The following is a 15,388-nucleotide window of genomic DNA, read 5'->3' as shown; positions in this document are numbered from 1 at the left end:
CTACTTGATCTTATTTTTTATCTATTTACATATTTTTAAATTAAGACAATTAATAATATCAGTTATGTCTGATACAATAGTAGCTGCGTTTTATTGAGTATAAAGAACTAGTGTGATATTTTTGGGACAACGTTTTTGCTATATTGAATACATAATTTTGTTTAAGCTTAACTTACGGAATTTTAATTGCACAGTTTTATATTATGTCGTTATTTTTATAAAAATTTGTGAATCGTTAGGAGTTTGATTTATGACTAAATCGCTTAATAATATGCATTTTAGATTAATGATGAGGTGTATTGGGTGGATATTTGTTCTGATGGCATTTATGATAACCTTTCCACCAAAGTATGTTAGTGGCGTAAATGCGATTGAAGGTAGAATTAATCCAAATGAAGGAATGGTATTAGTTTCTATATTATTAGTTGGAATTATCATTTACTGCAATAACAAATTAACGAACCAAATAAATTCGTGGTTATTCATTCTTTTTGGATATATTCTATCTTTGATACTTACAACTGTGAATGCATTTACTTCAATTGAAAGTTCTGTATTTATTCAAGGAACCAAGTATTTAACAGATGGTAAAATAAATATTATGTTGTCTTTAATTTATTTTATTGGTTTTGGCATAGTTTTCAGTAATGTGTTAAAAATTCTTTACAATTATCTTAGAATTTATTTTAATATACAGGATATAAAAATATCTACTTTGAAGATATTTATATTCATAATTGTTGTTTGGTGCTTGCAAATAGTATGGTTTATGCCTGGAACGATTTCTTTTGACGCTTTTAGACAATTTTCAGAGTTTTTTAAACTTCACGTTGCAGAATTGAATTTTACGTATCCTAAAACAAATCATCACCCATGGTTTGTAACACTAATATTTGGCTACATTTTCAGTGCAGGTAAAAAAATAGGTGGTACGAATTTTGGAGTTTTTAGTATCGTATTCATCCAGGTGATTGTGACAGCATTAATATATAGTAAAGTAGTAAAGTATGCTTTTTCTTTCGCTGGAAAAATTGTTGGCATAGTAACGTTGGTACTATTTTCTAGTCCAATTTTTGCTTTGTATTCTCAAACAATTGATAAAAGTTCACTTTTCTTTGCATTCTGTGCTTGGTACAGTCTAAGTTATGTCAAAATTTTTGTTTCATTACCACAAAAAAACAAGCTTGATATTTTATCAATTATAAATTTGCTTTGCTCGGCCTTTTTTATGATGATGTTCAGAAATGATGGTGGCTATGTTGTGCTTGTAAGTTTATTAGTTTTGTTGGTGTATACAGCATTTAGATTTAGAAAAAAGGTTGTGGCAGTTAGTGCAGTTTTTTTGATGATCTTTTGTTCGTACGTTTCGTGGCAAAAAATAATTTTGCCAGCTAGTAATGTGATACCTGGGTCCTCTGGAGAGGCACTTACCATTCCGATGCGACAAGTTGCTTACTTGTATATAACGCACAAATCATATTTTGATAAGCAAGATGTTGATGCTCTAAATAATATTATGGCAGTAAAAAAAATAAAAAGAAATTACAGTGTAAATGTTGGAGATAATTTAAAATCTCTGTATCCAGTTGACACTTTTTTGAGAAAAAATAGTGAGATTAGAGATGTTAAAAGTGGCAGACTTTTATTAAGAAGTAATAGCACCGTTAGGGAACACACGTCAATGTTTATAAAATTATGGCTAAAACTAGGTATAAAACATCCTGTTCAGTATTTGTCGTTATATATACAAGCCAACAGTGGATATTTAAACCCATTCTTGGTATCAAGAAGCAAGACTGATTCCTTATTCACAAGTTTTAATTATGTGAATTCTTCTAAACTAATTCAGCCAAAATGGTATCATCAGTATCACTATATATTTAGTTTTAAATATAGAAATACTGTCACGAATTTTGTAGCAGCAGTGTTGAGCTTTCCACCTTTACTTATTTTGATTAATACTGGAGTTCCCGTTTGGGTGGCGCTGATTTTAGTCTTACTGGTACTTGTAAAACGCAGATATTCTAATTTGGTTGCTATCTTTCCATTATTGTTGTTGGCTGCGGTACCAACATTATCTTCTGTAAACGGATATTCAAGGTATGCAATTATGGGATTAGCAGTACTACCTGTTTATGTGACGTTTATACTGAATGATTTTAAGAAAAAGAATGGAGAACATATAATTGAGTAATACAGATGTTGCAATTTTAATACCGTGTTACAACGAAGGACTGACAATTGGAAAAGTCGTGAAGGACTGTAAAAATGCGACAAGTGATATAGATCAACAAGTGACCGTTTTTGTATATGATAATAATTCTACCGACAATACGGTTGAAGAATCGTTAAATGCTGGTGCTATTGTAGGCCACGTTTATCAACAAGGAAAAGGGAATGTCGTAAGGCAAATGTTTCAGGATATTAATGCAAAGTGTTATGTGCTAATTGATGGAGATGATACCTATTCAACTAAATCAATACCTAATATGATTCGTAGTGTTTTATATAGACGAACAGATATGGTTGTTGGTGATAGACTATCCTCAAGCTATTTTTCTGAAAATAAGCGGTTGTTTCATAATTTTGGTAATTCACTTGTACGATTCTGCATTAATAGTATTTTTCATAGCAATATTAAGGATGTTATGACGGGATATCGAGCATTTAGTTATAGATTTGTTAAAACGTTTGCTGTACTTTCAAAAGGTTTTGAAATAGAAACAGAAATGAGCATAGTTGCAATTGAAAATAATATGTTAATTGAAAATCAAGTTATCGACTATCAGGATAGACCTGAGGGTAGTACGTCTAAGTTGAACACCTATAGTGATGGTATAAAAGTTTTAAAGAAAATTATTTCACTTTTTAGGAATTACAGACCATTACAATTTTTTTCACTTTTGTCAATTATCGGAATTGTAATTTCTATTGCGTTGTTTATACCAAATGTATGGCTTCCGTTCATGAAAACAGGATTAGTTGAAAAAATTCCAACGTTAATTTCTTGTGGCTTTTTGCTGTTGATATCAGTTATATCATATTTTAGTGGCTTAATTTTAGATGCGATTTTAAAAAAAGAAGAGCGTGAATTTGAATTCAGATTACAAGTGGTTTCAAACTCATATGATAAATTATTCAAAAAGTAGTTAATTAATTTTCTGAAGTGATTATTTAAAAGTTAAGTTTTTTAAGTTTCTATGTGAAAATTATTATGAAAAATGTACAATATTATGGTGCATGTAAGCATCATTTACGCAAAAATTCACTTAACAATAATATGTATCATGAGGATGTCAGTGTTGAATATTGATGTGGCTAAATTAAAAAAACAATACATTTATATATTTTTAAAACGTTTAATTGATGTTATTGCATCAATCGCAGGCCTAATAATATTAAGCCCCCTTTTTTTGGTTGTGGCGTTGTGCATAAAAATTGATGATCCTAGAGGACCTATTTTTTACTCACAGATTAGAGTTGGAAAAAGTGGACGAAAGTTTAGAATGTTCAAATTTAGATCAATGGTTACAAACGCTGACCAGCTTTTGAAAGAACTGGAAGAAAAGAATGAAATAGATGGTGCGATGTTCAAACTAAAAAGCGATCCAAGAATTACTAAAGTTGGACGAATTATTAGAAAATATAGTTTGGATGAATTACCTCAATTGGTAAACGTTGTGACTGGTTCTATGAGCTTGGTTGGACCAAGACCTCCATTGGTGCACGAAGTCGAAAAATATAGTGACTATGATAAGCAGCGACTACTTGTTAAGCCAGGATGCACTGGCCTATGGCAAGTTGGAGGACGAAATGATGTTGATTTTGATGAAATGGTAAAATTAGATTTGAATTATATAACTCATCGGTCAACATTTTTGGACATTAAAATTATGTTTGAAACTGTGTGGGTAATGGTAAAACCAAATGGAGCTTATTGATCAATGGTAATTATTAGTAGAATTAAAAATAGTATGAGCGATGTCAAAATCAATGGTCAAACTATTTATATAACGGCATTCATAATTTATTTAGTGTCTGCCTTCTTGAAAACGTCTATGATAACGCCAGCGTATTTTTCGATACATCTTTTAAATTATTGTGCGTATCTGGCTATTGCACTACTATTTTTAAAATTAGCATTCTTTACATCTTACAGTTTTGAACAAATATTGTTTACCGGATTTGTTCTGCTATTTTTTGGGTTGTCTTGGATGAAATCAAGTTCACCATTGGCCTTTTATACTGGCGCATTTTTAGTGTCGGCGAGTGATATAGATTTTGATGAGATAATAAAAACTTATTTTGTTGTTGGACTAGTAATGCTTGTTGTCGTGATAGCACTTGCTGAGCTACATGTCATAAAAAATTTAGTATATGTTCGTGGAGATAAAATTAGAGAATCATTTGGCATTCTATATCCAACCGATTTTGCTTCGCATGTATTTTACTTAGTTCTTTCCTATTTGTACATTAAAAAAGGGCAAATTAGAACAGGTAGCTATATTTTCATTTTTTTGATAGGAATACTCATTTATGTGCTAACAGACGCAAGATTGGATAGCGTACTTATATTTCTAGTTATCCCAGTTAATTTAATCTGCAGTAAATATGCTTTTAAAGATGGTGGTAGTGGTCTGTCTATTGCTGATACCATATGGCCCGCTACAGGTATTTTTGCCTATTTTGCAATTTTTTCAACTATTTTCTTTAAAAACGAAAGCATATTTGCAATTCTTAACAGACTAATTTCCTCCAGAATTTCATTAAGCCATTTAGGATATATGAAATATGGAATACCATTAATTGGACAAAGAATAAAAGAACATGGTTGGGGAGGAAGCTCGGGATATAAAAATTTTAATGCTGGTGGAGGATTACATCAATATTTTATGCTTGATTCATCGTTTGTTAGACTATTGTTAATATATGGTGTTGTTGTTTTTATCAGTGTGATAGCAGTAGTTGCTATTATGGCGTATCAGGCAACGGCTATGAAAGACTACGTTTTCGTTGGTATACTATTTCTAATATCGTTAAGTTGTTTGATTGATCAACATATGTTAGAGATTGCGTACAATCCGTTTTACATTGCAGCTTATTCAATTTTTAATAGATATATAAAAACCAGGAAAGTAGGAAACACAAATGAGTAACTCATACAGAATTTCAGATATTTTTAGACTAATTTGGAAAAATTTATTGATAATAATTGGAGCAATGTTAGTATTTGGCCTACTTTTTGGAGGATACGCGAAGCATAAGCAGAGTACTGAATATACAGCAAAAAGAGAAATTACGATATATCATAACTATACTGATAAGAAAGCCCTAGAAAACACAGATAACGGGAGTACATCATTGGCTTCGGATATGCAAATGATGGAGACATATGCAAAAGTTTCTGATGATACGAGTATTGCAAAACAGGCAAAAAAGATTATCAAAAAGAATTATGGATATAAAATGTCGGCCAGTGATATAAAATCTATGCTGGATATTACATCTGATCCGCAGACCGTTGTATTAAATGTATCTGCCAAGTCTGGTTCTAGTGATAAGGCCGTAGCGGTTGCAAATTCAACTGCAATTGCTATCAAAGATAGATTACCAAAAATGTTGAATGATGTAGGGACGATAAATGTAATGTCCGCAGCCAATAAAGACACAACTCATTCCACCACTGGACCGTCTGCAAAGAAATACGGACTTCTTGGCATAGCTATAGGATTCCTAGCTGCATTTATCTGGATATTTTGGCGTGAAACTATTAAGTTAGATAACGATAACGAAAAAGAAAAATAAATTTTTTTGAGGTATATAACATAATGGACATTAAGATACTAGTTGCGGCACATAAAGAGTATGAAATGCCTAAGGACACCAATTTGTACGTTCCTGTTTTTGTCGGTAAAGCATTACACCCAGGAGTTACATTTGAGGGATATACCGGTGACGATACAGGTCAAAATATTTCAATAAAAAATGGGTCTTATAATGAATTGACAGCCATTTATTGGGCATGGAAAAATCTATCCGCTGATGCTATTGGGTTAGACCATTATAGGCGTTACCTTAGCTTGAATAGAAAGAAAGAAATTGATCTTGCTTTAACAAAAGAGCAAGTAGAAAATTTGTTTGATCAGACTGATATAATTGTTCCCCAAAAAAGAAAATATTATATTCAATCTAATTATGATCATTATATACATGCCCATCACAGAGAACCCTTAGATGAAACTAGAGATGTTATAAAAGAAATGTATCCTGATTATTTAAAATCGTATGACCGCATTATGAAACGAACTTCTGCACATATGTTTAATATGTTTATCATGAGATATGATAAATTCGACGAATATTGTTCATGGATGTTTGACGTTCTTAATTTAGTAGAAAAGAGAACCAATATAAGTGATTATTCCGTCTACGAAAAGAGAGTATATGGATTTATAAGTGAATTATTGTTGGACGTTTGGCTAGATTATACCGGCTATTCTTATAAGGAAGTATATTTTGTACACATGGAAAGTCAGCAATGGATTAAAAAAGGGCTTTCGTTTGTTTTAAGAATGTTTAAAAAACCAGAAAAATAAGTTAACTTTATAGGAGATATATATGAGTTATAGTCCACTCGTAAGCATTATAATGCCGGTGTACAATTCCGAAGATACCCTCATTTATACGATTAATAGTGTGCTACATCAGAAATTTAAAGATTGGCAGCTATTATGTATTGACGATGGTTCAACAGATAATAGCAGTGGTATCATAAGTGATTTTGTTAAGAAAGATGACCGAATAAATTACTTTTATAAGAAGAACTCGGGCGTTTCAGATACTAGAAACTTTGGACTTAACTTAAGTCAAGGTGAGTTTATATTTTTCTTGGATAGTGATGATATTTGTAAAACGAATTTACTTAGCGAAGCGGTTAGCGCCATTGAAAAATTTAACTGCGATACAGTTATCTTTGGGTACGACAGTATTGTTAAAGGTAACGTTATAAAAAGTAGCGTTCCTGGTGGTAGCATAGGAACGCTAGTTGCTGGTAATGACATGGCACGACTCTTACGAGATGGACTAATATCCGTTGTTTATAATAAACTATATAGAAAATCTTTGCTCAAACATAATTCCTTTGAAAATACTAGTTTGGGAGAAGATTTTTTGTTCAATCTTGATGTAATATTAAAGAATCCCTCAATCTGTGCATTGAAGGAATCATTATATATGTATAATTTGGATTCCGTTGGGTCGCTTTATAAGAAGTTCTCTTCGGATAGATCCCAAGTATTGCGTTTAGAGTATGATAAAATTGTTGAAGTTGCGAATGTTTATAAATGGTCTAGTAATGTGACAAACGACACGTTGAATTACTTTAAAATACATAACTTGAGTGGAGTTATTATGAATGATTTTAGAGATAATTCGCCGTACTCGACTGGGCAAAAAAAATCTTTAATTAGTAAAGAATTTAATTTTTATAAAGTATCTGTAAATGATATACTGGCATGTAGGTTTTTGAGTAAAATTGAATTAGTTAAATTAGTTTGTGCCAAGCTTGGCTTAATAAGAATACTGAATATTTTATATTTCCTAAAAAAAAGAAAAGTGAAGGTGTAATTGTAATGGAACACTATGATTATCTTGTTGTTGGATCTGGATTATTTGGAGCAACCTTCGCATATGAAGCAGCCAAGAGGGGCAAAAAAGTAAAAGTAATCGAAAAACGTGATCATATTGCAGGTAACATATATACGAAAGAAGTCGATGGTATACAAGTTCACCAATACGGCGCACATATTTTTCACACAAGTAATAAGGATATTTGGGATTATGTTAATCAGTTTGCTGAGTTTAATCGATATACTAATAGTCCAGTAGCAAATTATCATGGTGAAATTTATAATATGCCATTCAATATGAATACTTTTAACAAAATGTGGGGGGTAGTGACTCCTGCTGAAGCTGAAAAAAAGATCGAGTCTCAACGTATGGAAATGAATGGGAAAAAACCACAAAATTTGGAAGAGCAAGCTATATCATTGATAGGCAGAGATATTTACGAAAAATTAGTTAAGGGATATACGGAGAAACAATGGGGGCAAGCAGCCACCGACCTCCCAGCCTTCATCATTCGGAGACTTCCTGTAAGACTGACATACGATAATAATTATTTTAACGATATTTATCAGGGCATTCCAATTGGTGGATACACACAAATTGTTGAAAAAATGCTATCTAGTGAATTAATTTCTGTTGAAACAAATACAGATTTTTTTGAGAAAAAGGATGAGTATGTCGCCACATATCCAAAAATTGTGTTCACTGGTATGATAGATCAATTTTTTGAATATAAGCTTGGAGAACTACAATATAGAAGCTTAAAGTTTGAAACTGAAGAATTGGATATTGATAATTATCAAGGGAATGCGGTTGTGAACTATACTGACGCACAGACACCTTACACAAGAGTTATTGAGCACAAACATTTTGAGTTTGGCAAAGGTGATAAAAATAAAACAATCATAACTCGTGAGTATCCACAGGAATGGCATCGTGGGGACGAGCCATATTACCCTGTGAATAACAGTGAGAATGATAAGTTATATAAAGAGTATAGAAAATTAGCTGACGAAGTACCGAATGTTATTTTTGGTGGACGTTTGGGACAGTATCGCTATTATGATATGCATCAAGTTATTCATGCTGCACTGACAGTTGTTTCGCAGGAATTTAGTGAGAAGTAGAAATGAAAGTTGTTAAAAACTATATTTATAATATGGGCTACCAGGTTCTAGTTTTATTAGCTCCTTTAATAACTGTTCCCTATGTAGCTCGAGTTTTGGGTGCGCATGGTGTTGGTATAAATTCATATACCAACTCATGGGTTACCTTTTTTCTGTTGTTGGGGCAAATGGGAATAGCTCTTTATGGTAATCGAGAGATTGCATATAATCGCGATGATAAGAAAAAAAGGTCAAAAATCTTTTGGGAAATAGAAATTTTGCAAGCAATAACAATTGCGTTTGCGTATGTAATCTTTTTGTTTTTTATGTTTGAATTGAGCCATGCATACAGGCATTATTTTTTAATACAGTCGCTGTTTATTATAGCTGGTGGTCTAGATGTTTCTTGGTATTTTATGGGAATGGAAGACTTTAAAAAGACAGTATTGAGAAATATGATGATAAAGCTTGTATCAATAGCCTTGATTTTCACTCTTGTTAAGGGACAGGATGATTTAGGAAAATACATTTTTCTTTTAGGTATTTCTCAGGTCTTAGGGAATCTAACGTTATGGCCCTACCTGAAGGAAAGTGTTAATCTTGTTAAAATATCTATACTGCGGCCTTTTAAACATTTTTACCCTTCACTACTATTATTTATACCGACAATTACCACTCAGGTCTATCTTGTGGTTAATAGAATTATGCTTGGTCGATTTTCGACAACTGTTTCGGTCGGAGAGTTTGATTATGCTGATAAGATTACAAAACTTGTCTTGGCGATAGTTACAGCTACTGGTTCTGTTATGCTACCTCATATTGCCCATAAATTTGCTGATGGAGATGTGAAAGGAATAAGACAAAGTCTGTATAATTCTTTTGATTTTGTTACTTCTCTTTCAGTACCAATGATGTTTGGTTTAGCAGCCATTTCAACAAAATTTGCGCCTTGGTTTTTGGGAGATCAATTTGCAGGATCTGCGAAAATAATGTTCATTGAGGCACCGGTAATTGTCTTTATTGCCTGGAGTAATGTAACGGGTACGCAATACTTGATGCCAGTTAATAGGGTAAGCGAGTACACGGCTTCGGTCTCAATTGGGGCGGTTGTTAACGTTATAACTAACTTATTCTTAATTGAAACATATGGTGCAAATGGAGCGGCACTTTCTACGGTTATTTCTGAGTTCACGGTAACAGCTGTTCAAATATATTGTATAAGGAATACGATTCGTAGAAGACAATTATTTACCGGAATTTGGAAGTATGTGGTGGCTGGCTTTATAATGTTCATTGTTGTTGATAGACTAAATAGTATGATGAAGGCCTCTATCGTTAATTTTGGTGTCCAAATTGCACTAGGATTTGTCATTTATGCAGCTGGTCTGATTATGTTAAAGGCACCAATACTTCATCAAATGAATAATCTATTAAAAAGGAAAATATAGTCGGGTATTAACATGCAAAAAATAAAAAACATTATTAAACACAGTCAGTTATTGGGTTATATGTACTTGTCAGTTTTTAAAATAATAATTTCAGTTTTAAAGCTATTTGTGAGAGTTAATTCTAAGCAGATTATATTTACAAGTTACTCTGGTAGGCAGGTCAGCGATAGCCCATACACAATTTATAAGCAATTGAAGGCAGATCCTAGGTTTTCTGATTTCTCGTTTTTTTGGGGTGTTGATGATGTTAGTGAATTTGCATATATTCCCGAAAATGAAAAAATAAAAATAGATACTTTTAAATTTTGGCTTGTTTTATTAGAATCAAAATATTGGGTCTCAAATACATCCATAGAAAGATTGGTTACTTTTAATCATAAAAAACATGTGTATATAAACACTTGGCATGGGATACCTTTGAAACATCTTGGGCCAGATGAGGGTAACCTAGAATTTTTAGTAAAAAATTGGTTTAGTAAAGTTGAATTTGACTTACTTTATTGTTCGGGAGTGTATGATAAGCGGATTTTTTCAAATATTTTTCCAAATTCGAAAAATATAAAAATATTAGGTCTACCGAGAAATGATGAATTGCTTAATCTTCACGGCATGCAGGACAAGAAAAATATTTTAATGAAAAAAATTGGACTAGATCCTGAAAAACCAACGTTAATGTATGCTCCAACTTTTAGAGAATATCAAAATAGCAAAAACGCGAATACGTTTGACTTTCCTTTTAGTAGTGATCTTGTAGAAAAAGTGTGTCGCAAATTTAATTTTATGGTTCGCGGACATTATTTTATTGAGGATTTGAGTTATGACGGAATTCAAGATAAAATAATTGATGTATCAAGCTACCCGGATCTAAATGATCTTTTTATGGTTACAGATGTACTAGTCAGCGATTATTCTAGTTTGATTTTTGACTACGCATTATTACCTAATAAAAGAATCATTTTATTCATGTATGACATTGATGAATATATGAAGCAGAGAGGGTTTTATCTTGACCCACGAGATTTAGATATTTCATATGCCGTCAATGAAACTAAATTTTTAAATATATTATTTGATTCTGACGTTAAAAATGAAATTAAAAAAACGAGTTTGTTAAACAAAAAAATTAATGAACACTTTGATGAAAATTCAGCATACTTAAAAAAATTTATTTTGGAACGGGTTAACAAATGAAAAAATATATTATTGAAGTTTCAATGGAAAAACATAGAAATGCGTTAAGCAAAGCAAAATCGGATGTTCTAAGGTTTGCAAAAGAGCTAATGTATCAAGATGTAGAGCTATTCCAAATTGATAATAAATTTAAGAGACTTTTGTCAACTAATTATATTTTGAGAAAAAAGTTTAAGAATGTAGATAAAAATGATTATATTTTTATTCAATACCCCACTTACATGGGTCGAAGATTTGAAAGAAAAATGATTGAGTATCTTCATAAAAAGGGTGCAAGATTGATAACTCTCATTCATGACATTGACTATTTACGTTTTAATGATGATAAATTTCCATCACTTGCTGAGGTTGTTGAACAGTTAAATTCGTATGATGTTGTGATTTCTTCAAACCAAAGTATGACCGATTTACTTGAGAAAAATGGATTAAGAAAACCCGTTGTAAATTTAGGAATATTTGATTATTTTCATGAACAGAATATTTCAAAAAATAAAAAAAATACCGCTGTTTTTAATTTTGCTGGTAATTTAACTAAGTCAAAATTTTTGTACGAAATAAAAGTAAATGAAAATAGTAAAATAAATCTTTTTGGAAATATAGATAAAAATAAAATATTACCGAATAATTTTAAATACAATGGTTCTTTTGATCCAGATGTGCTGCCAAGAATGTTTATTGAAGGATATGGATTAGTATGGGACGGTGATTCTGCAACAAAAATGGCAGGACCAATGGGTTTATATCAGTTATATAATAATCCTCATAAAGTATCATTGTATTTAAGCTCTGGATTACCTGTAATTCTGTGGAAAGACGCAGCATTAGCTCCTTTAATCAGAGACAATAATCTAGGTATTTTGGTTGATACGTTAGACAATCTTGACGAGACAGTTTCTCAAGTTTCCGATTCAGATTATTTAAAGATGGTTCAAAGTTGTTTAAGTATGTCTCAGAAGTTGAAAAAAGGATATTTTACTAAAACGGCCATAGAAAAAGCGGAATCAATTATTCAAGAAGAGACGGGGGAAATTAAAGATGACTAACGTTATAACGTACGGTACATTTGATTTATTACATAAAGGTCATATAAGACTTTTAGAAAGAGCCGCATCTTTTGGAGATAATTTGATTGTTGGTCTATCTTCAGATGAGTTTAACGCTGTAAAGGGTAAAAAAGCGTACACTTCATTTGATGACAGAAAATATATCTTGGAATCTATTAAATATGTTGATAAGGTCATTCCTGAAACAAATTGGGATCAAAAAATTGAAGATGTTAAAAAGTTTAATATTGATGTGTTCGTCATGGGTGATGACTGGACAGGAAAGTTTGACTTTTTAAAAGAATATTGTAAAGTTGTTTATCTTCCACGTACCACTGGAATTTCAACTACAAAAATAAAAAATGATTTACATAACTAATGGAGGACCATTTTGATGAACACAGTAGCAGTTGTCGTGACAAATAATAGGTTAGCTTTGCTGAAGGAGTGTCTCAAAGCAATAAAAAATCAAAGTTACAAACTTGATGCTATTGTAGTTGTTGATAACAATAGTAGCGATGGCACCAAGGAATATTTGTCTGCGTTAAGCGACTCAGTAATAAAACCAGTCTTTTTGAGCGAAAATTTGGGTGGAGCAGGTGGATTTAATAGAGGATTTAAAGAAGCTATGAAGCTAAATGCCGACCATTTATGGATAATGGACGATGACACAATCCCTGATGAAGATGCGCTTAAAGAATTAGTTAAGGCAACGAGTACACTTGATGGTGATTATGGATTTCTTTCAAGTTATGTATACTGGAAAGATGGAACTCCGGCAAATATGAATAGGCCAACGTTAGATTCGGAAAATTGGTTGAATAATATTGATTCAAACTTATTTAAGATTGTTGATGGGACTTTTGTTTCCATGTTAGTTAGTGCTGATGCGGTAAAAGAATTTGGTTATCCCATAAAAGATTTTTTTATTTGGGGTGATGATGTAAACTTTGCCAGAAGGGTTTCTGAGGCATTTAATTGTTATTTCGTTCCAAGTAGCAGAGTTTTACACAAATGTAATTCTAATAAATTTACTGATATTGTAAGAGATGATGTGAACAGAATTCCAAGGTATTATTATGAGTATCGTAATAGATTATATAATTACAGACAGTTTTGGGGTTGGAGAGGATTAATTAAATATTTCAACACTGTTTTCAAAGGCATTATAAGAATATTACTTAAGTCAGATCATAAAATATTACGACTTAAGTATTTAGTTATGGGTTTTAGTGCGGCTATAGTGTTTCATCCAGTTATTGAAGAATATGACTTAGAACAAAATGGAAGAAAATCGAATAACGTGTTCTAAAAGAGTTATTTTGAATTCCCCGATTTAAAATCTAAGTACAACAAATTAAAACTTAAAAAGATAAGCTATGAAGGTCTAAACTTTAAGTGACGAAACCAAAAAAGAATGTCTTCATTACCCAAACTAAATCGAGCACTGTAAATCATTACCAACAACTAACTCCCGAAAAACGTGGTGAAATTGAGATCTATCTAATCGATAGCATGTCTAAAGATGATATTTTGAGTCGACTACATCGAAGAATTAGTACAATTTTACGTGAAGCAAAGCGTGGAATTGTTCAACAATGCAATCATGACTACCTTTTTGTACATTACTATTATGCTGATAAAAGTTAGTTCTATGAACATCTACGATTAAATCGTCATTCTAAAGGCCTTTTTAGTCGCTACTGGTTATCTTATCCACGCTAACTAAAGAGTTAAAAAACGTCCTTGAATTGAAAGTGTCGGTTTCATTCACGTGTTCAAAAAGAAACATCCTAGCGAGCCGTACCCGTCTACACTAACGGTGTATCGCTATATTGATCAAGAAAAGATGAATATTATAATATTAATTATCAGTCAAATTGTGACGTTATGTAAAGAGTAATAGACACTGTCACTCACTTAAAAACAAACCAATTACGGTATTTTCAATTGAAGATCACCCCTCATTTTAGAGGTTGGGAAGGTGATTTAGTTAAGAGTAAGAGAATTTATAATGAACCAGCGCTAATAACCCCTGATGGAGCTACAAAGTCACTATGAAATCATTGCTAAGATACCCAATTATCATGCGGATACTTGTTTAAAGTACCTACAAAACATAATCGTTAAGGATAATTCCATCTTCAGGACGATTACCTTTGACAACGATTCGGAGTTTAAGCTTCTAAATAAGGGCCCAAAGTCTTCTTTGCATATCCATATTCTCCTTGAAAAAAGGTAGTAACGGGAGCTTAAATGATTTGATTAGAGAATCATTCCTAAGGAAAAATAACTCCGTGAATTTTCTGGAAATACCATCAATAATTTTCGAGCTGCACTAAACCAAAAGCACTGAAAGGTGCTGAACTATGCTTCTGTTGCTGAGCTTATTAAAATTTCTATAGGCTCTTAGTCAGTTTCTTCATGGTTGTTACACTTGGTTTGACAATTCGGGAATTATTTTTTATTTCCCTATTATTGTAATTATAAAAATTAGTACAATAAAAGTTATAAAAAGTTAGTGTAGTTAATTAGTTTGAAATAGTGTTGGAAGTATCATATAGGTTTAAATCGTACGATTGATAGGTATTATTTTTTATTTTAATAGTGAAATTATTAAAGAAAAACAAGGCAGGTTAAAGGAATACAATGGTTAGAAAAAAAGATAGAGTTATACTAGTTCTAAAGAACAAGTTGATTTTTATAATAATGTCATTTGTTTTTATATTTATGACCATATGGAATTATTTTACGCCACTTTGGAATGATGATGAATCAATGACAGGTATGTCATTTGTAAAAATTATTAAAAGTGGTGTAAATGATTATTTTAATTATAATGGTAGATTTTTAGGACAAACTATTTTTCGAATATTGGTTAATATTCCGTTACCTTTAGAGGCCATATTAAATTCGTTTGTTTTTGTATTATTAACATATTTAATTTTCCTCAATTGTCAAGTTAAGTGCAACA

Annotated in this window: 15 protein-coding genes; all 15 read left to right on the top strand. The window is 31.7% G+C overall.

Annotated elements, in window-relative coordinates; genetic code table 11:
• The first annotated feature begins 250 nt into the window (after positions 1–250).
• A complete protein-coding gene (locus tag FD16_RS01010; protein ID WP_056938516.1) occupies positions 251–2,194 on the top strand; it encodes a DUF6020 family protein in 1,944 nt (647 codons plus the stop codon).
• Entirely contained in the window at positions 2,187–3,149 is a 963-nt protein-coding gene (locus tag FD16_RS01005; RefSeq protein WP_010621718.1) for a glycosyltransferase family 2 protein, read from the top strand. The genes FD16_RS01010 and FD16_RS01005 overlap by 8 nt, the downstream gene beginning before the upstream one ends.
• A gap of 144 nt (positions 3,150–3,293) precedes the next feature.
• Positions 3,294–3,941, top strand: coding sequence for a sugar transferase (locus FD16_RS01000; protein ID WP_420835640.1), 648 nt, complete (start codon positions 3,294–3,296; stop codon positions 3,939–3,941).
• Positions 3,942–3,944: 3 nt separating this feature from the next.
• Positions 3,945–5,156 (top strand): hypothetical protein, encoded by a 1,212-nt coding sequence (locus FD16_RS00995; protein WP_056938515.1) that lies wholly within the window; start codon positions 3,945–3,947, stop codon positions 5,154–5,156.
• Positions 5,149–5,805, top strand: coding sequence for a YveK family protein (locus tag FD16_RS00990; protein WP_010621722.1), 657 nt, complete (start codon positions 5,149–5,151; stop codon positions 5,803–5,805). Before FD16_RS00995 ends, FD16_RS00990 begins: the two co-directional genes overlap by 8 nt.
• A 23-nt stretch (positions 5,806–5,828) precedes the next feature.
• The gene (locus FD16_RS00985; protein WP_010621723.1) at positions 5,829–6,596 is read left to right on the top strand and encodes a DUF4422 domain-containing protein; all 768 of its coding nucleotides are present in this window, start codon (positions 5,829–5,831) and stop codon (positions 6,594–6,596) included.
• 22 nt (positions 6,597–6,618) lie between these two features.
• A complete protein-coding gene (locus FD16_RS00980; protein ID WP_010621724.1) occupies positions 6,619–7,626 on the top strand; it encodes a glycosyltransferase family 2 protein in 1,008 nt (335 codons plus the stop codon).
• A gap of 5 nt (positions 7,627–7,631) precedes the next feature.
• Positions 7,632–8,753 (top strand): UDP-galactopyranose mutase, encoded by a 1,122-nt coding sequence (gene glf / locus FD16_RS00975; RefSeq protein ID WP_010621725.1) that lies wholly within the window; start codon positions 7,632–7,634, stop codon positions 8,751–8,753.
• 2 nt (positions 8,754–8,755) lie between these two features.
• Positions 8,756–10,180, top strand: coding sequence for a flippase (locus FD16_RS00970; RefSeq protein WP_010621726.1), 1,425 nt, complete (start codon positions 8,756–8,758; stop codon positions 10,178–10,180).
• A 12-nt stretch (positions 10,181–10,192) separates the two neighbouring features.
• Positions 10,193–11,371 (top strand): CDP-glycerol--glycerophosphate glycerophosphotransferase, encoded by a 1,179-nt coding sequence (locus tag FD16_RS00965; protein ID WP_010621727.1) that lies wholly within the window; start codon positions 10,193–10,195, stop codon positions 11,369–11,371.
• Positions 11,368–12,414: a glycosyltransferase gene (locus FD16_RS00960; RefSeq protein WP_056938514.1), complete on the top strand. Its 1,047-nt coding sequence runs from the start codon at positions 11,368–11,370 to the stop codon at positions 12,412–12,414. The genes FD16_RS00965 and FD16_RS00960 overlap by 4 nt, the downstream gene beginning before the upstream one ends.
• Positions 12,407–12,793, top strand: a complete 387-nt coding sequence (gene tagD, locus FD16_RS00955; RefSeq protein ID WP_010621730.1) for a glycerol-3-phosphate cytidylyltransferase — start codon at positions 12,407–12,409, stop codon at positions 12,791–12,793. Before FD16_RS00960 ends, tagD begins: the two co-directional genes overlap by 8 nt.
• 15 nt (positions 12,794–12,808) lie before the next feature.
• The gene (locus FD16_RS00950; RefSeq protein WP_010621731.1) at positions 12,809–13,726 is read left to right on the top strand and encodes a glycosyltransferase family 2 protein; all 918 of its coding nucleotides are present in this window, start codon (positions 12,809–12,811) and stop codon (positions 13,724–13,726) included.
• 86 nt (positions 13,727–13,812) lie between these two features.
• Complete coding sequence (locus FD16_RS13115; RefSeq protein WP_010621732.1) at positions 13,813–14,064, top strand: helix-turn-helix domain-containing protein; 252 nt, start codon at positions 13,813–13,815, stop codon at positions 14,062–14,064.
• A gap of 999 nt (positions 14,065–15,063) precedes the next feature.
• Positions 15,064–15,388 (top strand): DUF6056 family protein (locus tag FD16_RS13110; RefSeq protein ID WP_235804809.1); only part of this gene is annotated, 325 nt, incomplete at its 3' end.

This window comes from Paucilactobacillus suebicus DSM 5007 = KCTC 3549 (assembly GCF_001434475.1).
GTDB classification, from domain to species: domain Bacteria; phylum Bacillota; class Bacilli; order Lactobacillales; family Lactobacillaceae; genus Paucilactobacillus; species Paucilactobacillus suebicus.
The sequence above is the reverse complement of the archived record's forward strand: the minus strand, read 5'-3'. Positions and strand labels throughout refer to the sequence as shown.